General features: G+C 71.2%; 15 protein-coding genes and 4 pseudogenes. 13 read left to right on the top strand and 6 right to left on the bottom strand.

Going from position 1 to position 20,637, the window contains the following annotated elements; all coding sequences use genetic code 11:
* Positions 1-72 precede the first annotated feature (72 nt).
* The 6 genes and pseudogenes from AB0K28_RS44015 to AB0K28_RS43990 all read right to left on the bottom strand — a co-directional run.
* Positions 73-395: pseudogene (locus AB0K28_RS44015) on the bottom strand (pyruvate formate lyase family protein); the annotation flags it as partial.
* 148 nt (positions 396-543) lie between these two features.
* Positions 544-1,074, bottom strand: coding sequence for a hypothetical protein (locus AB0K28_RS44010; RefSeq protein ID WP_345408407.1), 531 nt, complete (start codon positions 1,072-1,074; stop codon positions 544-546).
* A 110-nt stretch (positions 1,075-1,184) separates the two neighbouring features.
* Positions 1,185-1,778: pseudogene (locus AB0K28_RS44005) on the bottom strand (hypothetical protein); the annotation flags it as partial.
* Complete coding sequence (locus tag AB0K28_RS44000) at positions 1,748-1,942, bottom strand: cation-transporting P-type ATPase (protein ID WP_364382464.1); 195 nt, start codon at positions 1,940-1,942, stop codon at positions 1,748-1,750. The gene AB0K28_RS44000 and the pseudogene AB0K28_RS44005, both read right to left, overlap by 31 nt.
* A gap of 115 nt (positions 1,943-2,057) precedes the next feature.
* Positions 2,058-2,333: pseudogene (locus tag AB0K28_RS43995) on the bottom strand (type I glyceraldehyde-3-phosphate dehydrogenase); the annotation flags it as partial.
* A 94-nt stretch (positions 2,334-2,427) separates the two neighbouring features.
* On the bottom strand, positions 2,428-2,841 hold the full coding sequence (locus AB0K28_RS43990; protein ID WP_345408413.1) for an Hsp20/alpha crystallin family protein: 414 nt from the start codon (positions 2,839-2,841) through the stop codon (positions 2,428-2,430).
* Positions 2,842-3,005: 164 nt separating this feature from the next.
* On the opposite strand from AB0K28_RS43990, the gene AB0K28_RS43985 reads away from it, so the two are divergent.
* The 13 genes and pseudogenes from AB0K28_RS43985 to AB0K28_RS43925 all read left to right on the top strand — a co-directional run.
* Entirely contained in the window at positions 3,006-5,594 is a 2,589-nt protein-coding gene (locus AB0K28_RS43985) for a GNAT family N-acetyltransferase (protein WP_364382461.1), read from the top strand.
* Positions 5,595-5,694: 100 nt separating this feature from the next.
* Positions 5,695-6,375, top strand: coding sequence for a CBS domain-containing protein (locus AB0K28_RS43980; protein ID WP_345408417.1), 681 nt, complete (start codon positions 5,695-5,697; stop codon positions 6,373-6,375).
* 2 nt (positions 6,376-6,377) lie between these two features.
* Positions 6,378-6,983, top strand: a complete 606-nt coding sequence (locus AB0K28_RS43975; RefSeq protein ID WP_364382458.1) for a CBS domain-containing protein — start codon at positions 6,378-6,380, stop codon at positions 6,981-6,983.
* Entirely contained in the window at positions 6,980-7,672 is a 693-nt protein-coding gene (locus tag AB0K28_RS43970) for a CBS domain-containing protein (protein ID WP_345408419.1), read from the top strand. Before AB0K28_RS43975 ends, AB0K28_RS43970 begins: the two co-directional genes overlap by 4 nt.
* Before the next feature lie 183 nt (positions 7,673-7,855).
* Positions 7,856-8,128, top strand: coding sequence for a DUF4342 domain-containing protein (locus AB0K28_RS43965; RefSeq protein ID WP_345408421.1), 273 nt, complete (start codon positions 7,856-7,858; stop codon positions 8,126-8,128).
* Positions 8,129-8,431: 303 nt separating this feature from the next.
* Positions 8,432-10,105 (top strand): NAD(P)H-dependent oxidoreductase subunit E, encoded by a 1,674-nt coding sequence (locus AB0K28_RS43960; RefSeq protein ID WP_364382454.1) that lies wholly within the window; start codon positions 8,432-8,434, stop codon positions 10,103-10,105.
* Positions 10,102-12,795 carry a formate dehydrogenase subunit alpha gene (fdhF, locus tag AB0K28_RS43955; protein ID WP_364382451.1) on the top strand — a complete coding sequence of 898 codons (2,694 nt, stop codon included), beginning with the start codon at positions 10,102-10,104 and terminating at the stop codon, positions 12,793-12,795. The genes AB0K28_RS43960 and fdhF overlap by 4 nt, the downstream gene beginning before the upstream one ends.
* Before the next feature lie 88 nt (positions 12,796-12,883).
* Complete coding sequence (locus AB0K28_RS43950; protein ID WP_364382448.1) at positions 12,884-13,789, top strand: universal stress protein; 906 nt, start codon at positions 12,884-12,886, stop codon at positions 13,787-13,789.
* A gap of 49 nt (positions 13,790-13,838) precedes the next feature.
* The gene (locus AB0K28_RS43945) at positions 13,839-14,681 is read left to right on the top strand and encodes a universal stress protein (protein ID WP_345408429.1); all 843 of its coding nucleotides are present in this window, start codon (positions 13,839-13,841) and stop codon (positions 14,679-14,681) included.
* 283 nt (positions 14,682-14,964) lie between these two features.
* Positions 14,965-17,679: a cation-transporting P-type ATPase gene (locus AB0K28_RS43940; RefSeq protein WP_364382444.1), complete on the top strand. Its 2,715-nt coding sequence runs from the start codon at positions 14,965-14,967 to the stop codon at positions 17,677-17,679.
* A 440-nt stretch (positions 17,680-18,119) separates the two neighbouring features.
* Positions 18,120-18,854 (top strand): NmrA family NAD(P)-binding protein, encoded by a 735-nt coding sequence (locus tag AB0K28_RS43935; protein ID WP_345408435.1) that lies wholly within the window; start codon positions 18,120-18,122, stop codon positions 18,852-18,854.
* An 83-nt stretch (positions 18,855-18,937) separates the two neighbouring features.
* A complete protein-coding gene (gene sigJ / locus AB0K28_RS43930; protein WP_364382441.1) occupies positions 18,938-19,906 on the top strand; it encodes an RNA polymerase sigma factor SigJ in 969 nt (322 codons plus the stop codon).
* Positions 19,907-20,074: 168 nt separating this feature from the next.
* A pseudogene (locus AB0K28_RS43925) lies at positions 20,075-20,548 on the top strand (transposase); the annotation flags it as partial.
* Positions 20,549-20,637: the final 89 nt, after the last annotated feature.

Here is a 20,637-nt window from a genome sequence, read left to right as displayed (position 1 = left end):
CGCGCGGTGGGCGATCGCCACCTCACCACCGGGTGTTGAGGCTGCGCGCCGGCACATGGTGCGCTTGCCCTGCTCGTGGTCCAGGTACTCGCCGGTCAGCGGCGGGCAGGCGGGACCGACCTGTTCGCCGGTGAGCTCGTCACGGCCGCCGTGATCGCGTACAGCAGGGCCTTGGCCAGGTTGACGCGGGCGCCGAAGAACTGCATCTGCCTGCCGACGGGGGGCGGCGGTGTCTGGAGGTAACGGAAGCTGGTGCGGGTCACCAGCGGGCGGCCGTCCTCGCCGATGCCGCCGATCGACTCGGTGACCCAGGTGGGGTCGCCGGAGAAGAGCTGGTCGTACTCCGGGGTGCGCAGGAAGCGGACGATGCGCAGCTTGACGGCGAAGTCGTCGACGCCCCCAGCACAGCAGCGCCGCCCGCCCGTCTCAGGAGGCCTACGGCATGGATGCGACAGACCTTCGTCCTTGTCGTGCGTGTCCGCCCGGGCGCACAGCGAAACGCCCGCCCCGTGGTGCTGAGGGGCGGGCGTGTCCTGGTGCGCACTACTTCAGCCAGGCGTTGCGGCGCACGATCGGCAGGTTGCCCAGGCCGAAGACGGTGCCCGCGCCTGCCAGGGCCAGGCCGATCAGGACGATCGCGTAGATGATGTGCTCGTCCAGGAAGGGGTTGTTGGCCAGCGGAAGCTCGGCGGCCCACATCAGGGTCAGCATGAGCGTGCCAGTGATCGCGGCGATCCGGGTGCCGACGCCCAGGACCAGGGCCAGGCCGATACCGAGCAGGCCGGCCATGAACAGCCAGTCCACCCACACCTGACCGGCCAGGTTCGAGAACAGGCCGCCGAGCGCGTTCTCGCCGGTGCCCTTGAGGAAGCCGGTCGTCGGGCTGCCGCCCACGATCCACGCCTTGTTCGCCGGGGTCGCGAACCCCCAGCCGAACGTCTTGTCCAGGAACGCCCACAGGAACACCCAGCCGATCGCGATCCGGGCGGCGGCCCAGACGTACTCGACCGGACGGCGTCCGGCGGCGGTGGTGGCGCCCGTGTGGGTGACGGGCCTGTCGATCGTGGTGGCCATGACGGCCCCTTTCGGTGGTGGTTCGTCGTCCTCTTGCGCGTCTTCATCACACCGTTTCGGGGGATTCGTCGGCAGTGCCGTACGACCGTCGCCGCGGAGGACCTTGGTCCTCACGCTTCCGGCCCTCCGGCGACCGTGTCCTGAAAGGCGAACGCCCGCCATGCCTTGTAGGTGGTGTCGGCCGCGACCGTGGCAGGAATCGCCATCGCCGCCAGCGCCCAGCCGCCGGCCGATCCAGCGGGACTCGCTGCGGCAGACGAAGGCGTTGGCGAACTGCCCGAGCACGACGGCGGCGAACGCGGTGCCGGAAGCGGCGGCGAGCAGGCCGACCGCCGGCGCGCTACCCGGATGCCAGCCGCCCAGCAGGAGGACTCCGGCGAAGGCCGCCATCTCCGCCACTGCCAGGGCCGGGCCGAGAACCCCTCCGTGCAGATGAACGTGGCCGACCCCAGTGTCTCGACCGCCTCCAGATGGCGTACCAGGGCGTTGCGGGCGGCCATCCGCTGGGCGGCGCGGGCCAGCGACAACGTGACCGTGGGCAGCAGTCCCTCCGGGACCAGCGCCACGGTGACGCCCAGCGCGAACAGGAACCCCTGGCTCGCTTCCATGCCGAGCATCAGCGCCAGGCCGAAGAAGGCGGCGCCCACGGCCAGCGCGATGCCCGCGACGATCTTCACGGCCTTGCCGAGCTGGACCGAGAGCGGGCTCGGCCGCCGCGTGCACCTCGGCCAGCGAACAAGTGCACCAGCTGCCGTAGCAGCAGCACGAGCGGATGGGTACGCCGAGCCCGCGCCAGCTCGTTCGGCCCGTCCGCGGCGAGCCGCGCCGCCGTCTCGGCCGTGGTGAGCCCTGGCCTCGTCTTGGACATGTTGGTCATGCGCGCCACTGGCACCGCCGATCCGGACGCCGGTCAGGGGCCTTGGGCACCGATCCCAGGGACGTCCGGCCCGCAGGCCCCCGTCAGGCCGTCCTGCGGGCGTGGCTCAGGCTATCCGCTGGGCCATCTCGACCAGGCGGTTGGCGTAGCCCCACTTGTTGTCGTACCAGCCGAAGACCTTGACCAGGTCGCCGCTCGCCTGGGTGAGCGGGGAGTCGAACACGCAGGAGGACGCGTCGCCGACGATGTCGCGGGAGACGAGCGGGGCGGTGCTGTAGCGCAGGATGCCGTGCAGTTCGTCCTCGGCGGCCGCGGCGAAGGCGTCGTTCACCTCCTGCGCGGTGACCGGCCTGGCGAGCTGCGCGGACAGGTCGGTGATCGAGCCGTCCTCGACCCACGGGACGGGACCTTCGGCTCCCGCGCACGGAAGCGGGCGGGAGGCTTCGTGGCACCTCCCGCCCGCTCCTGACCAGGCCTCAGTGCTCGACGGTGATCCGCCGGCCCTCCGCCTTCTTCTCCTCGGCCAGTCCGATGCTGACCTCGAGGACCCCGTTCACGTAGGTGGCCTTGACGTCGTCGGTCTTGGCCGCGGCGGGCAGAGTCACCGTCCGCGCGAGCGCCCCGTAGGCGAACTCGGAGCGGTGCGGCTCGGCGGTCCTGCGGGTCTTCTCCGCCCGGATGTGCAGGACACGGTCGTCGATGATGATCTCGACGTCCTTGTCGGGGTCGATCCCGGGCAGCTCGGCGCGCAGGACGTACCGCCCATCGGCGATGTGGTCCTCGACCCGGAGGATCTGTCCGAACGGCCGGAACCCGAACATGGGCTGCTCCAGCCATTCCATCAGCTCCGGGAACGGAAGTCTGACGTCTCTCCGCTCTGGCAGGCTCATCGCGTCCTCCTTCTGTGGGGTCCCGATCCCACCTGTCCAGCACACGCCCGGCACGTTCGGGCCAGGAGAGGCGGACGTCCTCTTCGCGCGGTGACTTTCGGCCCTGCTTGCGATGGCCTCCGTCCGGACAAGCTGAGGGAAGGACCACGGACGGGAGCCCCGCCATGCCCGAGGGATACGACGTGCTGCTGCGCGACGGCGGCATCGCCCACGTGCGCCCCTTGCTGCCCACCGACCGCGACGCCCTGCACGAGCTGGTGGACCGTTCCTCCGAACGCTCGGCCTACCTGCGTTTCTTCACCGGGGGCCGCAGCACCGCCCATGCCTACATGGACCGTGTGACGAGCGACAAATACCAAGGCCACGCGTTGGTGGCCGCGATGCGCGACCGGCTGGTCGGGGTCGCCGAGTACATCCCTCTCGACGAGCACCGGGCCGACCTGGGCATCCTCATCGACGACGCCGCGCACGGGCACGGCCTCGGCACGCTGCTGCTGGAGCACATCGCCCTGGACGCCGCCGCGCACGGCGTCCGCGAACTGGAGGCCGACGTGCTGGCGGAGAACCGCACCATGATCAAGGTGCTGCGCGACCTCGGGCTGGACGTCACCGAGCACACCGAAGGCGGCACCCTGCACCTCCGCATCTCCGCCGAGCCCACGTCAGAGCTGTGGGCCGGCGTCGAGTCCCGCGATCACCAGGCCGGCTGCGCCTCGCTCGCGCGGGTGCTCGCGCCTCGCTCGGTGGCGGTGATCGGCGCGAGCCGGAACGAGCACGCCGTCGGCCACAAGGTGCTGCGCAACCTCATCGACGGCGGTTTCCCCGGCCCGATCCACCCGGTCAACCCCCACGCCGCCGAGGTGGCCGGGCTCGCCTGCCACGACAGGGTCCCGGAAGGCGTGGACCTGGCGGTCGTGGCGGTGCCCGCCGCGCGCGTGCTGGAGGTGGCACGCGACTGCGCGAAGGCGGGCGTCGCCGGACTGGTGGTGCTGACCTCGGGGTTCGCCGAGACCGGACAGCCCGGCACGGAGTCGGAGCTGCTGCACGTCTGCCGTTCTGCCGGGATGCGGCTCATCGGCCCGAACTGCCTGGGCATCGTCAACACCGCGGCCCACCTGAACGCCAGCTTCCTGCCCCACCACCCCGTGCAGGGCCGCGTCGCGCTGATGTCGCAGTCCGGCGCCATCGCGGCGGCGCTGCTGCAGCGGCTGGACGTCTCCATGTTCGTCTCGGTCGGCAACAAGGCCGACGTCAGCAGCAACGACCTCCTGCAATGCTGGGAGGACGACCCGCACACCGACGTGATCGCCCTGTACCTGGAGTCGTTCGGCAACCCGCGCAAGTTCGTCCGGATCGCCCGCCGGGTCGGAGCGCGCAAACCGGTGCTGCTGGTCAAGAGCGGCCGCGGCGAGGCCGGGGGCCGCGCCGTGCGCTCCCACACCGCCGCCGCGGCCACCCCTGACGTGGCCGTGGACGCCCTGGTCCGCGCCGCCGGCGTCATCCGGCTCGACAGCGTGCCTGAACTGATCGACACCGCCCGGCTCCTGGCCTTCCAGCCGCTACCCCGGGGATCCCGGGTCGCCGTTGTCGGCAACTCCGGCGGCCCTGAGGCCATGGCCGCCGACGCCTGCGAGCGCCGGGGCCTGACCGTCCCCGAGCTTCCGTCCGGGCTGCTGCACGCGCGCGCCGCGGCCGCCCTGGGCAACCCCGTCGACCTGACCGCCGATGCCACCGCAGCCGAGCTCGGCTCCGCCGTACGGGCGGTGGCCGCCGTGCCCGACGTGGACGCCGTCCTGGTCGTCTATACTCCGCCATTCGGATCCGGGCTGGAGGAGACCCGCCGGGCCATCGCCGAAGCGGCCAAGGAGGCGGGCAAGACCGTCCTGGCCTGCGTCGTCGGGCACGACGGGCTGATCGGCGGCCGGGTGCCCAGTTACGCCTTCCCGGAGCAGGCCGTCCAGGCCCTCGCCCGTGCCGTGAGGTACGCCGAGTGGCGCCGGACGCCCGAGCCCGTGGCGATCCCCGTACCGGTGGACAGGGAGGCGGGACGGCAGGTCGTCGCGGCCGCGCTGGAGGCGCACCCGCAGGGCGGCTGGCTCTCCCCCGAGGCCACCGCCCGGCTGCTGAGCTGCTACGGCGTCACCCTCACGGAGTCGGCCGAGGCGTGCGGCCCCGACGAGGCCGCACGAGCGGCGGCCCGGGTCGGTTTCCCCGTCGTGCTCAAGGCCGTCGGCCCGGTGCACAAGAGCGATGTCGGCGGGGTACGGCTCGACCTGCGGACCGAGGACGAGCTTCGCCACGCTTATCACGAGATGTCGGAGCGCATCGGGCCGGCGATGACGGGCGCGATCGTCCAACCCATGCTGCCCGCCGGGGTGGAGATGATCGTCGGCGGTGTCAACTACCCGGTCTTCGGGCCCCTCGTCATGGCCGGCATGGGCGGCGTGACGGCCGACCTCCTGGCCGACCGCGCCTTCCGCGTCCCGCCGGTCACCGACCCCGCCGGCATGCTCGACGAACTGCGCTGCGCGCCCCTGCTGCACGGCTACCGCGGCTCACCTGCCGTGGACGTCAAGAGCCTCGAAGACCAGCTGATCAGGATCGGCCGGCTGCTCGAAGACCTGCCCCAGGTCGCCGAGCTCGACCTCAACCCGGTCATCGTCACCACCGGCGGCGCGACCACCGTGGACGCCCGCATCAGGGTCGCCCCCGCCCAGGCTCCGCCCACCGCGCTGCTCCGCCGCCTGCGATGACCTACGGCGGCGCCCGCTCGGGACTTCCGGCCCTACTTGCCCGGCTCGGCCGGAGTTGTGATGAGGGCAGGAACGAAGCTCACGGAAGGAGCCGCCCCCCATGAAGATGACCGTCGCAGACGTGATGACCGGCAAGATCGTGTCCGTCACCCCCGCCACCCCGTTCAGGGACATCGCCGAAGCGCTCATCACCGGCGGCATCAGTGCCGTCCCCGTCGTCGACGGCGAGGAGCACGTGGTCGGTGTGGTGTCCGAGGCCGACCTGCTGCGCAAGGAGGAGTTCCGTGAGCTGTTCTACCGCGAGGGCTACCAGCCTCCGCTGCGCGCCCGGCTACGCCGCCCGAAGGGCCGTCAGAAGGCCGCCGGCGACACCGCTGCCGAGCTGATGACCAGTCCCGCGATCACCGTCTCCCCCCAGGCGTCCGCGGTCTCGGCCGCCCGTCTCATGGACGCCCACGACGTCAAGCGGCTCGCCGTGGTCGACCGTGACGGACGTCTCCAGGGCATCGTCAGCCGCCGCGACCTGGTCAAGCTGTTCCTGCGCCCGGACGAGGAGATCGCCGCCGTGGTACGCGACGAGATCCTCGACCAGAAGTTGTGGGTGGACACCTCCGGCGTGCGGGTGGAGGTACGACAGGGGATCGTGACGCTGTCGGGCTGGATGGACCGCCGTACCGAGGCGGGCATCGCCGTCCGCATGACCGGCCGGGTCAACGGCGTGGTCGACGTCGTCGACAAGCTCACCTGGAAGACCGATGACTCCACGTGGGAGGCCCGATAACGATGCTGGTCCGCGAGGTCATGAGCAGCCCGGCCGTCACCGTCCGCCGTACCGATCCGGTACGGCGGGCCATCCGGGTCCTGCACGGCCAGGACATCACCGCCGCCCCCGTCGTCGACGAGGACGAACGGCTGGTCGGCGTGGTCAGCGAACTGGATCTGCTGCGCGGGGAGTTCGAGCCCGATCCTCGCGCCACCGTCCGCCCGGACGCCCACGCCTCCGAACCGCTCCCCTGCCGGGTCATGGAGGTCATGACCCGCGACGTCGTCACCGTCACCGAGACCACCGACGTCACCGTCGCCATCGACCTCATGGTCGGCAAACGGGTCAAGAGCCTGCCGGTCGTGAACGGCGGGCGGATCGCCGGCATGGTCAGCCGCCGCGACCTGATCGCCATGCTCGCCCGTCCGGGCGAGGATCTGCGCCAGGAGGTGACGGCGGCGCTGCGCGAGCAGTACCCCTTCGGCCCGAGCTGGGACGTCGCCGTCCACGACGGCGTGGCCGAGCTGAGCGGGCCACCCCATGAGCATGCCGACCGCATCGCCGACGTGCTCGCCCGTACGGTGCCCGGAATCGTCCGGGTCAGGCATGTCAGGAGATCGCCATGAGACCGGCCGTCGAGAACGTGATGACCACCGAAGTGGTCGCTGTCAACCAGAAGGCCTCCTTCCACACCGTCGCCGAGCTGATGATCAGCAAGGGGGTCAGCGGCCTGCCCGTGCTCGACGACGACAACCACGTCCTGGGCGTCGTCTCTGAGGCCGACCTGCTGGCCAAGGAGGAGTTCAAGGAGCGCTACTACGGCGACGACTACCGTCCGCCGCTGCGCGCCCGCCTCCGCCACGCCGCGGGCAGTGAGGGCAGCGGCCGCCGCAAGTCGCTCGGCGAGACCGCCGGTGAGCTGATGACCGCTCCCGCCCACGTCACGACGCCGGACGCGGCGGTGGTGTCGGCCGCGCGGCTGATGGACCGCCACGGCGTCAAGCGCCTGCTGGTGGTGGACGCGGGCGGCCGCCTGACCGGCATCGTCAGCCGCCGCGACCTGCTCAAGGTCTTCCTCCGCCCCGACCCCGAGATCGAACGCGAGGCACGGGAGGTCCTCGGATCCGACGCCGCCGGCCTGGACATCACGGTCGCCGACGGAGTCGTCACCCTGTCCGGGACGCTGACCGAGCACAGCCAGGCCCTCACCACCGTCAGCCTGACCGAGAACATCGACGGTGTCGTGGCCGTCCGGAACAACCTCGTCTGGAAGCACGACGACATCGTCGAGATCCCCATGTGGGGCGGCGCCTGACCACAGCACGTCCGTCACCGCCCGTCCCGAGCAGGAGGCGGCCCCGGCTCGGGGACGGGTTCACCCGCATGTCGCGTGCGCGGGAGTGGAACCGTCCGGCCCTGTCGCCATAGGACCTTGGCCTCTGCTCCCACGCCCCCACCGCCGGGATGCTGGCAGAAGCCGAAGATGAGGAGCAGCGAGATGGCAGTGGCCCCGGAAGAGGCCAAGGTCCACGGCAGCGAACTCGCGGACCAGGTCAAGACCCTGATCCACGAGGGCAACGTTCGCAGGATCATCGTCAAGGACTCGCACGGTCACACGGTGATGGAGGTCCCCGTCACGGTCGGCGTGGTGGCGTTGATCGCCGCTCCCGTCGTCACGGCCGTGGCCGCGATGGCCGGGGCCGCCGCCGAGTGGTCCATCCAGGTCGAACGCCACCCGCAGGACGAGCAGGACGTACCACCGCAGGTCTGACTGCGTGTCTTCCTCGCCATCGGCCGTCCCCGCCGGTGGCGGGGAGTCATGTACGGGGCCATCGGCCCCCGATCACCGTCTTTCGTCCCGACTCTGGTGTCGTCGAGACATGGACGCCGGCCACGGTCGGTTCGCGCATCACCCTCCCCCCGCCTTCCGTAGGTCCTCGACCTTCACCTTCTGGAAGCCAACATCAAGACACGGGTAACCAGAACCACTCAGCACGACCGTGGACGGTCCCTTGCCCAAGTCTGACCCTCCCAGGAGTGTGGCGGCCAGGACCAAGGGTGCATGTAGAGGAACGTGGGTACTCACAGCCGGTTCGACGCGTTCCGCGCCCTGGCGGACCGTCGCGGCCGTCCCGGGGTCCGACTGCTCGACGCCCTCACCGAGGAAGCCGCGGCCGGGCACGCACCCGTCGAGACGTGGGCTCCCGAAACGGCCTCGCGGTTCGGGCTGCCCGCGGCCTCGGCGCTCGGGCCGGCCACCTTCTACGCCGACCTGGCCGCCCCGCACGGCCGACGGCACGTACGGGTCTGCACCGCGGCGGCCTGCTTCGCCGCTCGGGCGGGCGGGCACGTCAGCGAGGTCGAACAGGCGCTGGACGTCGCCACCGATCACGTCACCACGGACGGGGAGGTCTCCCTGCAAGGCGTCCGGTGCCTCGGCTACTGCTACGCCGGCCCCGCCTGCCTCGACGGTGATACGCCGTGCACGGGGCCGACGCTCGCCGACCAGCTCACCGGCCAGGCGCTCCCCTGCGATCCGCCGATCCCCGCCGCCGACGCCACCGGCGCTCCCGTCGTACTGGCGGGCGTCGTCGAGGACCGGGACGCCTGGCGGGCGTGGCCCGCCGTTCTGCGCGCCGGGACTCCTGAGCAGGTTCTCGGCGAGGTGGCGGCCTCCGGGCTGCGCGGGCGCGGCGGGGCCGGGTTCCCCGTGGCCGCCAAGTGGGCCGCCGCCGGACGCTCGCCCGGCACGGTGGTGGTCGCCAACGGCGACGAGGGTGATCCGGGCTCCTACGCCGACCGGCTGCTGATGGAGGCGGATCCGGGGCGGGTGCTGGAGGGGCTGGCGCTGGCCTGTTTCGCCTGCGGGGGCGGCCGCGGCGTGGTCCTGGTCCGGTCGGAGTACCCGCGCGCGCTGGCCACCATGCGGATGGCGGTCGAGCGGGCCCGTGCCGACGGCCATCTGGGACGGCGCGTCCACGGCACAGACGTCGATCTTGACATCGAGGTGGTCGAGGGTTCCGGCTCCTACGTGGCCGGTGAGGAGACCGCCCTCATATCAGGGCTCGAAGGCGAGCGTGGCTGCGCCCGGCCACGCCCGCCGTACCCGACGCGGCACGGTCTGTGGGACGCCCCCACCGTCGTGAACAACGTCGAGACGCTGGCGGCGATCCCCTGGATCGTCGAGCACGGCGGGAACGCCTACGCCGCACGCGGCACGTCGTCGGAGACCGGCACCAAGCTCGTCTGCCTGTCCGAGCGCTTCGCCCGGCCCGGCTGCTACGAGGTCGAGCTCGGCACGCCCGTGCTCAGGATCGTCGAGGAACTCGGCGGCGGCCTGCGCGAGGGCTCGGACCTGACCGTCGTCCAAGTCGGCGGCCCTCTCGGTGGCTTCCTCGCCGCCGATCAGCTGGACGTGCCGCTGTCGGAGACGGATCTGGCCGCTCGCGGAGCAGCGCTCGGACATGCCGGGCTCGTCGCCTTCGACCAGCGGATCGACCCCGCGGACGTGCTGCGCCACGTGTGGGAGTTCGCCGCCGCCGAAAGCTGCGGGGCCTGCTCGCCCTGCCGGGTCGGGTCGCGGCGCGGCCTGGAGGTCGTCCGGGACAGCCGGCCGGGCGAGGAGTACGAGCGGCTGCTCCGCGTCATGGGTGAGGCCAGTCTCTGCGCCTTTGGGCGGCGCGTCCCGGCAGCCGTGCACAGCCTCGTCCGTGCCTTCGGCGACCGGCTCGCGGGGTGGGACGGATGAGAGTACGGGTCGGCGCAACGACCGCGCACGTGGCCGAGGACGCCTCGGTCCTCGACGCCGTGCGCGCGGCCGGGATCAGCCTGCCCACCCTGTGCCACGACGACCGCCTGACGCCGGCCGGCTCCTGCCGCGCCTGTCTGGTGAGGGCCGGCGGCAAGGTGGTCGCCGCGTGCGTGACCCCGGCCGCCGAGGACGCCCCGATCGAAGTCGACGCCGACGATCTGCGCGGCCTGCGCCGCGAGGCCGTGGAGGTCATCGTCTCGGTCCTGCCGCCGCGCGCCCTGGACGACGAGCACGGCCGCAGCGAGCTGGCCGGGGTCTGCCACGACCTCGGCGTCGCGCCGGACACGGCCCGGGGAGCCGGCGGCCGGGGCCGCGACGACAGCCACCCGTACGTCCGCCTCGACCGGGACCTGTGCATCGCCTGCGGCCGGTGCGTGCGCATGTGCGCCGAGGTCCAGGGCACCTTCGCCCTCACCCTGGTAGGACGGGGCTCCGACACGGTGGTCGCGCCCGGCACGGGAGGGCCGTGGGCGGAGTCCGAGTGCGTCGCCTGCGGCGGCTGCGTCGACACCTGCCCCACCGGCGCGCTCACCGAACCCGGCCTGTCCGGCGGCGACCGGACACCGGAGCTGCCGGGTACCCGCACCACCTGCGGCTACTGCGGGGTCGGCTGCTCCCTGGACGTGCTCACCGGCGGCGATTCGGTGACCGCCGTGCTGCCCGCCCGCGACGGCCCCGTCAACCGCGGCCACGCCTGTGTCAAAGGCCGCTTCGCCCACGGCTTCCTCCGCTCACCCGACCGGCTCACCCGGCCGCTGCTGCGCCGCGACGGCCGCCTGGAACCGGTGAGCTGGGAGGAAGCCCTCGACCACGTGGCCCGGGAGCTGCGCGCGGCGGTCGCGGCGGGCGGCCCCGGCGCGGTGGCGGCGATCTCCTCGGCCAGGGCCACCAACGAGGAGAACTATCTGCTGCAGAAGTTCATGCGCACGGTGATCGGCACCAACAGCGTCGACAACTGCTCACGGCTGTGCCACGCCCCGTCGGCGGCCGGCCTGACCGCGGCGTTCGGCCTGCCGGGCGGGACCGACCCCTTCGAGGACGTGGAGAGTGCCGACTGCCTGCTGTTGGTGGGCGCCAATCCGGTCGAGGCGCATCCCGTGGTCGGCGCGCGACTGCTCCAGCGTGTGCTGCGCGGGGCGCGGCTCGTCGTCGCCGACCCGCGCGCGGTGGGCCTGGCCCGTCATGCCGACGTCCACCTGCGTCCCCGCCCTGGGACCAACGTCGCCCTCTTCCACGCGATGGCCCACGTGATGCTGGCCGAGGGCCTGATCGATGAGGAGTTCCTGCGCGAACGGTCGGCCGGCCTGCCCGAGCTCACCGCGCTGCTCGCCGGCTACTCCCCCGAGCGCACGGCCGCCGTCACCGGCGTGCCCGCCGCCGATGTCGTCGCCGCCGCGCGCCTGTTCGGCCTGGCGGAGAGACCGGCGATCCTCTACGGGCTGGGCGTCACCGAGCACCTGCACGGCACGGACGGCGTACGCGCCCTGTCCAACCTGGCGATCCTTCGAGGAGCGGTCGGAACCGGGCGGGGCTTCGGCGTGAACCCGCTGCGCGGCCAGAACAACGTGCAGGGCGCGTCCGACATGGGCGCGCTGCCGGACCTCCTGCCCGGGTACGGCAAGGTGACCGACGCCGACGCCCGCCTCCGCGCGGAGCGCGTCTGGGGTGTCCTCGTCCCGCCCCGGCCCGGCCTGCGGATCCCGGAGATGTTCGCCGCCGCCCGCTCCGGAGAGCTGCGCGCCCTGTGGATCCTGGGAGAGGACGTGTGCGCCACCGACCCCGACAGCAACCAGGTCGTCCAGGCCCTGGAGAGCTGCCCGCTGGTGATCTGCGACGAGCTGTTCCTGTCGGAAACCGCGCGCAGGGCCGACGTCGTGTTGCCCGCCGCGTCCTGGCTGGAGAAGGACGGCACGTTCGTCAACTTCGACCGCCGCTTCCAGCGGGTACGGGCCGCGCTCGCCCCACCGGGAGCGGCACGGCCCGACTTCGAGATCATCCACGCGGTCGCCGCGGCGCTCGGCGCCGACCTCGGCTGCGCCACGCCCGCCGAGGCCCTGACCGAGTGCGGCCGGATCGCCCCCGTCTTCGCGGGTCTCTCGCACGAACGGCTCGACCGGGAAGGAGCCGTCCCCTGGCCGTGCCGCCATCCCGACCGGCCCGGCGAGTCCTCGCTCTACCGGGAACGGTTCGCCACGCCGGACGGGCTGGCGCACCTGAGCGCCGCACCGTACCTGCCGCCCGGAGAGGAACCCGACGACCGCTACCCGCTGGTCCTGGTCACGGGACGGCGCTGGGCGCACTACAACTCCGGCGGCATGACCCGGCGTACGGACAACCTCCTGCTCGACCCCACCGACCGGCTCGACGTCCATCCCGTCGACGCTTCCCGCCACCGCCTGGGCGACGGCGACCGCGTCACCGTGCGCAGCCGCCACGGGGAGGCGCACCTGACCGTCCAGGTCAGCGACGACATGACCCCGGGCCAGGTGTTCTGCGCCTTCCACTTCCCCGCGAGCGGCGTCAACGCCCTCACCTCGGATCGCGGCGATGCCGCGACGTCGTGCCCCGAGTACAAGGTCACGGCGGTACGGCTGCTCGCGGGTGAAAGGGCAGGGCAAGCGAGATAGACCCAGAGTTTTCCGGTGGGTGAGGCTCATCCCAAGGAGCGGCGGGAAGGCTCACTCGGCAGAGACCATTCCTCTCCTGGAGGCGGCGGTGCGTGATGACCAGGCCGACCGGCCCATCCTGGTCGGCTACGACGACTCGCCCGAGAGCCGTGACGCGCTGCGCTGGGCGGTCGAGGAGGCACGTTTGCGCAAGCTGCCTGTGCTGGTCTGTCACGCCTTGCACTGGCCCTACGCCCTGAGGCCGGTTGCCCGGGAGGTCATGACACAGATCGAGCAGGCCGCCCTCGGTGTCGTCGACGAGGGCGTGCGCCGCGCCAAGGAGCTGGCTCCGGAGGTGGACCTCCAGCCGGTCCTGGGGAAGGGCACGCCCGCGGCGGTGCTGCTGGAGGTGGGGCGCGGGGCGGAGCTGACGGTGCTCGGATCCCGTGGGCAGGGTGGGTTCGACGGGCTTCAGGTGGGATCGGCCGCCGTGCAGGTGCCCGCCCACAGCGTCGGGCCAGTCGTCGTCGTACGTCCGTCCCTCCAGCCACCCGGCGGCCAGGACGCCCGCGTCGTCGTCGGCCTCGACGGCTCGCCGCCCAGCCTGGCGGCCCTGGACTTCGCGCTGGACGAGGCGGCGTTGCGCGGCGGCAGCGTGACGGCCCTGTGCTGCTGGTCCGACTGCGGGTCGGCGTCCTGGCCGGAGCCGCTCCCGTTCGTCGACTCCAACGCGCTGCGCAGGGGCGCGGAGGCCCGGTTCAGGGAGGTGGTCTCCCACCTGGCCGCCAGACGCCCCGAGGTGACGGTGTTCACCGAGTTCGTGACCGAACGCCCCCAACGTGTCCTGGTCGACTCGACGAAGGACGCCACGCTCCTCGTCCTCGGCAACCGGGGGAACGGAGCTCCCGCCTGCCTGCTGCTCGGCCCGGTCACCCAGACCGCGCTGCTCGAATCCTGGTGCCCGGTCGCGGTGACCCCCGCCGAGGTGCTGAACCCACGACTGCCGCCCGGATGAGCGGCGAGCAGGGCGGCGGTAGGTGAAGGGCTGAGGGGAGACGGAAGAGATGGCCGGACGGATCGTGGCGGGCGTGGACGGCTCCCCGCCCTCGATGGCGGCGGTCGAGTGGGCCGCGGCTGACGCCCGCAGACGCTCGCTGGAGCTGCGCCTGGTGCACGTGTGCGAGCAGTGGGCCCGCGACGCGGGGACGGCCGAGTACTGTGCCGGGATGCTGGAATCGGCGGCGGACCGGGCACGCGGCCTGGCTCCGGAAGTGGAGGTCGGCACAGAGATCCTCGCGGGCCCGGTGGTGGATGACCTGGTGATGGAGTCGGCGGGAGCCGACAGCTTGGTGCTGGGCAGCAGAGGGCTGGGCGGCTTCGCCGGAATGGTGCTCGGCTCCACCAGCCTCGCGCTGGCCGGGCACGCCGCGAGCCCGGTCGTCGTCGTCCGCGAGGCCGCCACGGTGCGGCACGGCAGAATCGTGGTCGGCTACGACGGAGGGCGGTCCCGGGCTGCCATGGAGTACGCCCTGGCGCAGGCACGCGCCCAGGACGCGGAGCTCCTGGTGCTCTACGCCTGGCGGCCGCCGATCCTGTCCTCGTACGCCACCGCCTACAGGGTGCTCAGCGAGGGCTTCGAGCAGGAGGCGCGCGAGGCCGCCGAGCAGGTCGTGCCGTGGCGGGAAGGAAACCCTGACGTGCGGATCCTCGACGATCAGGTCTGCGACCACCCCGTGGCCGCCCTGCGGAACGCGTCCTCTACGGCCGACCTCGTCGTGGTGGGATCGCGCGGGCTGGGCGGGTTCACCACCACGATGCTGGGCTCGGTCAGCCATGGCGTGCTCCACCACGCGGTGTGCCCGGTGGCCGTGGTGCCTCCTCCCGGGGGCGCCCACGAAGCTCGCTGAAAAGCGACGGTCCGGGCCCTTGCGCCGTACGGCCTGGTCAGAAGTTCACGGCACGACCGTGCGGCCACTGCCACCCGTGGGCAAGGGTCAAGGGCAGTCCCCTCAGTAACGACGCACGCCCGTGGTTCGCCGTCCACTGCCGCTTCTTGGCGCGACGAAGGTCTTCGCCCTTCTACCTGGGGGCACTCATCCCTGTGAGGTGTCACCCGACGATCAGCCGGCCTCGCCCGGCCCGTCATCGGGGGAACGCCACGGCACCGGCCGCGCGACACTGGGGCGAGGGATGAGCCAGGCGGAGGAGCCGCCTTCGGCACGACAGGTCGATCCGACCGAACGGTTGGATCTGCTGCTGCGTGACCTGCGCAGCAGCCGTTCAGGGCTGTCCTCACGCGAGGCGGCACGGCGCCTGATCCACTACGGCCCGAACGAGCTGCGCCGCCGTGGCGGCCGGCGCTGGCCGCGTGAGCTGGCCCGGCAGTTCACGCACCCGCTGGCCCTGCTGCTGTGGGTGGCCGCGGCGCTGGCCGGGACGGCGGGGATCACGACGGTGGCCGTGGCGATCGTGATCGTGATCCTGATCAACGCCGCCTTCGCCTTCGCGCAGGAGATCCAGGCCGAACGTGCGGTCGAGGCACTGGCCGCGTACCTTCCGGTCCAGGCCAGAGTCCTGCGGGACGGGCGGCCGCAGACGATACCGGCCTCCGGGCTGGTTCCCGGGGACGTGCTCCTGCTGGAGGAGGGCGAGCGCATCTCCGCCGACGCCCGGCTCATCGACGGCGGCATCGAGGTGGACCTGTCGATGCTCACCGGCGAGGCCGTGCCGGTGTTCCGCTCAGCGGACGCGGTGGACACGCAGGCGCCGCTGCTGCAGGCTCGCGATCTCGTGTTCTCGGGCACGATGTGCACCGAGGGCCAGGCGCGTGGGGTGATCTTCGCCAGCGGGATGCGTACCGAGCTCGGGCGGATCGCGGCGTTGTCGGAACGCGTGGAGCGCGAGGAGAGCCCGCTCGAGCGTCAGGTCCGCAAGGTGGCGTGGCTCATCGCGGTGATCGCGGTGGCCACGGGGGCGGCGTTCATCCCGGTGGCGGCCTTGGGCGCTCATCTGCCGCTGCCGGACGCGGTGGTGTTCGCGGTGGGACTGCTGGTGGGGAACGTGCCGGAGGGACTGTTGCCGGTCATCACGCTGGCGCTGGCCCTCGGTGTACGGGACCTCGTACGGCGCGGAGCGGTGGTGAAGCGGCTGAGCGCGGTGGAGACGCTGGGTTCGACGAGCGTGATCTGCACCGACAAGACGGGAACGCTCACGGAGAACCGCATGCGGGTCACGACGGTCTGGACCACGGCCGGAACCTACGACCCCGAGAACGGCGGGGACGCCGGCGACGAAGCCCTCGGCGACCTGACCGCCGTCATCGCGGCCTGCAACAACGTCCAGCGTGACGATCGCGGCACTTTGAGGGGGGACCCGACCGAGGTCGCGATGCTCAGGGCGGCGGAACTGCTGGCCCCCGCCGGGCACGCCGGAAGCAGGGGCACGCGGCTGTGCCAGTTCCACTTCGATCCCGTGCTGAAGCGGATGTCGACCGTCGACGACCGCGACGGCGAGGTGCGGGTGAACACCAAGGGAGCCCCTGAGGCGGTCCTGCCGCTGTGCGGAGCCGTCATGGAAGGCGGCCGGACGCTGCCGTTCTCCCCCGAGCGGCGGCGCGACGTCGAGCGGGTCGTCGACCTCCAGGCCGGCAAGGGCCTGCGGGTGCTCGCCGTCGCCACCCGCCCTCTCGGCGCCCGCGAGACCACGCCTCGACGCCGTGAGGACGTCGAACGCGACCTGACGCTGCTCGGCCTGGTGGCGATGCACGATCCGCCGCGTCCGGAGGTCGCCGAAGCGGTGGCGCACTGCCACGCGGCCGGGATACGCGTCATCGTGGTCACCGGTGACCATGCCCTGACCGCGGCGGCGATCGCCCGGCAGGTGGGGATCGTCGGTGATGATCCCGTCGTCGTCTCCGGTGAGCAGCTCGACCGGATGAGCGAGGACGAGCTGGACACGTTGCTGCGAGAGCACCGCGAGGTCGTCTTCGCGCGCAGCTCGCCCGAGGCCAAGCTGCGCATCACCGACGCCTTGCGCGCCGAAGGACACGTCGTGGCGATGACCGGTGACGGGGTCAACGACGCGCCGGCGCTCCGCCGGGCGGACATCGGCGTGGCGATGGGCCGCGCGGGCACCGACGTGGCGAGGGAGGCCGCCACTATGGTGCTGACCGACGACAATTTCGCCACCATCGTCGCCGCGGTCCGGTCGGGCCGCCAGGCCTACGACAACATCCGCAAATTCATCTGCTACATCTTCGCCCACACCACGCCCGAGATCGTCCCGCTCCTGGTGTTCGCCCTCGCCGGAGGAGCCGTACCCCTGCCGCTCACAGTGCTACAGCTCCTGGCCTTCGACGTGGGCACGGAGACGCTGCCCGCGTTGGCGCTCGGCCGCGAGCCGGCCGAGCCCGGACTCATGCGGCGCCCGCCGCGCAGACGCTCAGAAAACGTCATCCGCGTGTCGATGCTGCTGCGCGCGTGGCTGTTCCTCGGCGTGATCTGCGCTGTCCTGTCCATGAGCGGGTTCTTCTTCGTGCTGTTGCAGGCCGGGTGGCGTCCCGGTGCGCCCACCGGTCCTGGCAGCCCTCTCCACCACGCCTACCTCCAGGCCACCACGATGACCTTCTTCGGCATGCTCACCGGCCAGATCGGCACGGCCTTCGCGGCCCGGACCGACCGAGCCTCCCTCCGCTCGGTCGGCGTCCTGTCCAACCCCCTGCTGCTGTGGGGCATCGCCTTCGAACTGCTGCTGGCCGCCGTACTGATCTACACCCCGCCGTTCCAGGCGCTGCTGGGCACCGCCGCTCTGACGCCCGGCATGCTGGCCTTCGCCGCGCCCTTCCCGCTGATCGTCTGGGGGGCGGACGAGGCGCGTCGCTGGCTGCTGCGCCGGCACGAGCGCTGACCACGTCCACCGCGCAGGGCTTCAGCGCCTGCGGAACGCCGGACGGTGACGCGTCGCCGTGCTGAAACGATGGGCTCTGCGGTGCGTGGAGTGAGCGGCCGTGCGCCCTCCACCCGGGAGGGCCGCGGGGCGGGCCCGGTAGAAGTGGCTCCACGGGCCCCTGTACGCGCTGGTCGACGTCAACGAAAGGATCTAGGCCAAGCTAGAACGGACCCAGCTGCCACCGCCGAGGGAAAGGCTCTCAGTCCGAACACTCCCTCCACAGAGGGCCGACAACTGGCGCAGATGGTTGCGCAGCGCCCTGATACCGACCAACCCGCCCGCGAAGAACCTTCTCGTACGCGACACCTGAGCACCCTGCTACGCAACCTCACATTTGTCCGGCCTGCGTCGTCATGTTGGTGAGGGCAGCGACCAGTGCCCCGGAACGGAGTGCGGAAATGAAGGTTTTCATCGCTGGTGGGCGCGGCCGTGTGGGGTCCCGCCTCGCCGACGACCTGGAGGCCAAGGGCATCGAGGTGGTCCCAGGAGGGCTTGAGGACGGAATCGATGTGATCTCTGGCAAGGGGCTCGCCGAGGCTCTGGTCGGAGTCGGCACCATCGTGAACGTCCTCAACACCCCCCTCTTCGATGCGGAGGGGGCGATCTCGTTCTTCGAGGGAACGATCGACAACCTGACCGCGGAGGGCAAGCGGGCGGGTGTGCGTCATCACATCGTGCTCTCCATCGTCGGCGTCGGAGAAGGTGACGCATCTGAGGTCGGCTACTACCTCGGCAAAGTGGCGCAGGAGAAGGCCGTGCGATCGGCTTCGATCCCCGCCACCATCATTCGGGCCACTCAGTTCCACAGCTACATTCCTGTCCTCATCGACCAGCACACCGTGGACGGAAAGGTGCTCGCTCCGAGGTCATTCATCCAGCCCGTCGAGCTGGACGAAGTCGTCGATCTGCTCACCGAGGCCGTCACGACGCTGGAGCCGGGAAGCGTGGTCGAGATCGCCGGACCCGACCGCTTCTACCACGACGACCTCTTCCGTGCCACTCTGGCCCATCGCGGAGACCATCGTGAGGTGGTGACCACAGACGGACAGGAGCCCCTCGATGCCATGGTTCCGCGCGGCGCGTACCGGACGGGCACCGTGCGGTACCCGATTGCAGGGATCCCCACCGCCTGAATGCGATGATGAAGGAAGGGGGGAACGTCTGGCCGCCGGCACATAGGTCAGGCGTGCTGCGCTCCGATGGGAAAGGTTGCCCCATGCCGGAGGATACTCCTGCCGAATCAGCGGAGTTCGGAGGAGCCGAGCGTGACGAATCACGGGCTCTCGATTCGGTCATAGCGGAGCGACATCGTCTGCTGTCGCTGGCGTTCCGCATGATGGGCACTTTGGCCGATGCCGAGGACGTCGTGCAGGAGACATATGCGAGGTGGTACCGCCTCGAACCCGAGGAACGCGACGAAATCGCCACACCTGCGGCATGGCTGATGCGAGTGGCTGGCCGCATCTCACTCGACCTGCTGGGTTCCGCGCGTGCACGGCGGGAGACGTACGTCGGGCAATGGCTACCGGAGCCGGTTCCAGCTGACCTTTTCGCAGGCACCGCACAGGCGCCACTGGATTCCAGTCAGTTCTCCGCTGATCCGCTTGAACGGGTCACCCTCGATGATGCCGTCAGCATGGCTTTGCTGACGGTCCTCGAGGCCATGACCCCGGCAGAGCGAGTGACGTTCGTGCTGCATGACGTGTTCGGGGTCCCGTTCGACGAGATCGCTGGTGTCGTAGGTCGTTCAGCCGCAGCAACAAGGCAATTGGCAACATCCGCTCGCCGCCACGTTCGACGAGGAAGACGCGCACAGGTTTCTCCACGCCAGCATGATGAAGTGGTTCGGGCATTCCGTGATGCGACTGTCGGCGGAGACATCGAGGATCTGCTCCGCTTGTTGGCTCCAGACGTCGAACTACGAGTAGACGGCGGCGGCTTCGTCAACGCCGCACCTCAGGTCATCCGTGGGTCCGATCACGTAGCCCGGTGGTTCATGGGAGTGCTGCGCAAGCAGCCCGCCCTCCGTCTTGAGCGACGCGATACAGCTGACGGTCTCGGTTACATCATTCGAAACGAAGGACATCGATACGGCCTAATCACCTTCGACGTCGGTGATGAGTGCGTCACGAACGTGTGGTTGATGCTCAATCCAATGAAGCTGACGTATTGGTCGCTCGACTGACAGGTCATCTCTAATACTCCAGCCGCACTTGGAGAGGTCGGGCTGGGCGAAGGGCCGGACGTGAGACGGCCACCGCCATGACCATGGGATTGTGAGATCCAAGATGATCGGGCGGTGGCCGTGCGGTCCACGGTAGCCCAGGATGTCGGTGCTGAGTGGGGTGATGCGCTGGATGAGTTGTTCTCCCAGGTGCTGGCCCCCTTCTTCGCCCGCAGCGAGTCGCGGCAACGCGCGCGGGCCTTCGTGGAGGGCCTGCTGAGCGGTCTGGAACGCAAGAACGGCTGGTCGCTGGCCGAATACGCCGGGGATGTGACGCCGGATGGGATGCAGCGGTTGCTCAACCACGCCCGGTGGGATGCCGATGCGGTGCGGGACGCGTTACGGGCCCAGGTGGGCGAGCGTCTCGGCTGCCTGGAGGGGGTGCTGGTAGTCGATGACACCGGGTTTGAGAAGAAGGGTCACTGCTCAGCGGGGGTGCAGCGGCAATACACCGGCACCGCGGGGAAGATCACCAACTGTCAGATCGGGGTGTTCGCCGCCTACGCCGCCCCTGGTGGGAGCCGGGCGCTGATCGACCGGGAACTCTACCTGCCCGCGTCCTGGTTCGCCGAGCCCGAGCGGCTGGAGGCGGCCGGCGGGGGCTCACCCCGAAGTGTGGACACCGGTTGTCATGCGGCGAGCAGCACCCTATCGACGGTTTGCTGCTCGTAGTCGATCGGGCTGAGGTAGCC

The sequence above is a fragment of the Nonomuraea sp. NPDC049504 genome, from assembly GCF_040676845.1.
GTDB classification, from domain to species: Bacteria; Actinomycetota; Actinomycetes; order Streptosporangiales; family Streptosporangiaceae; genus Nonomuraea; species Nonomuraea salmonea.
The sequence above is the reverse complement of the archived record's forward strand: the minus strand, read 5'-3'. Positions and strand labels throughout refer to the sequence as shown.

Bases quoted from the DNA above. Each gene is read 5' to 3' on its own strand.
- AB0K28_RS44010 (WP_345408407.1), bottom strand. From the start codon at position 1,074: ATGGCCACCACGATCGACAGGCCCGTCACCCACACGGGCGCCACCACC.
- AB0K28_RS44000 (WP_364382464.1), bottom strand. From the start codon at position 1,942: ATGTCCAAGACGAGGCCAGGGCTCACCACGGCCGAGACGGCGGCGCGG.
- AB0K28_RS43990 (WP_345408413.1), bottom strand. From the start codon at position 2,841: ATGAGCCTGCCAGAGCGGAGAGACGTCAGACTTCCGTTCCCGGAGCTG.
- AB0K28_RS43985 (WP_364382461.1), top strand. From the start codon at position 3,006: ATGCCCGAGGGATACGACGTGCTGCTGCGCGACGGCGGCATCGCCCAC.
- AB0K28_RS43980 (WP_345408417.1), top strand. From the start codon at position 5,695: ATGAAGATGACCGTCGCAGACGTGATGACCGGCAAGATCGTGTCCGTC.
- AB0K28_RS43975 (WP_364382458.1), top strand. From the start codon at position 6,378: ATGCTGGTCCGCGAGGTCATGAGCAGCCCGGCCGTCACCGTCCGCCGT.
- AB0K28_RS43970 (WP_345408419.1), top strand. From the start codon at position 6,980: ATGAGACCGGCCGTCGAGAACGTGATGACCACCGAAGTGGTCGCTGTC.
- AB0K28_RS43965 (WP_345408421.1), top strand. From the start codon at position 7,856: ATGGCAGTGGCCCCGGAAGAGGCCAAGGTCCACGGCAGCGAACTCGCG.
- fdhF (WP_364382451.1), top strand. From the start codon at position 10,102: ATGAGAGTACGGGTCGGCGCAACGACCGCGCACGTGGCCGAGGACGCC.
- AB0K28_RS43945 (WP_345408429.1), top strand. From the start codon at position 13,839: ATGGCCGGACGGATCGTGGCGGGCGTGGACGGCTCCCCGCCCTCGATG.
- AB0K28_RS43940 (WP_364382444.1), top strand. From the start codon at position 14,965: ATGAGCCAGGCGGAGGAGCCGCCTTCGGCACGACAGGTCGATCCGACC.
- AB0K28_RS43935 (WP_345408435.1), top strand. From the start codon at position 18,120: ATGAAGGTTTTCATCGCTGGTGGGCGCGGCCGTGTGGGGTCCCGCCTC.
- sigJ (WP_364382441.1), top strand. From the start codon at position 18,938: ATGCCGGAGGATACTCCTGCCGAATCAGCGGAGTTCGGAGGAGCCGAG.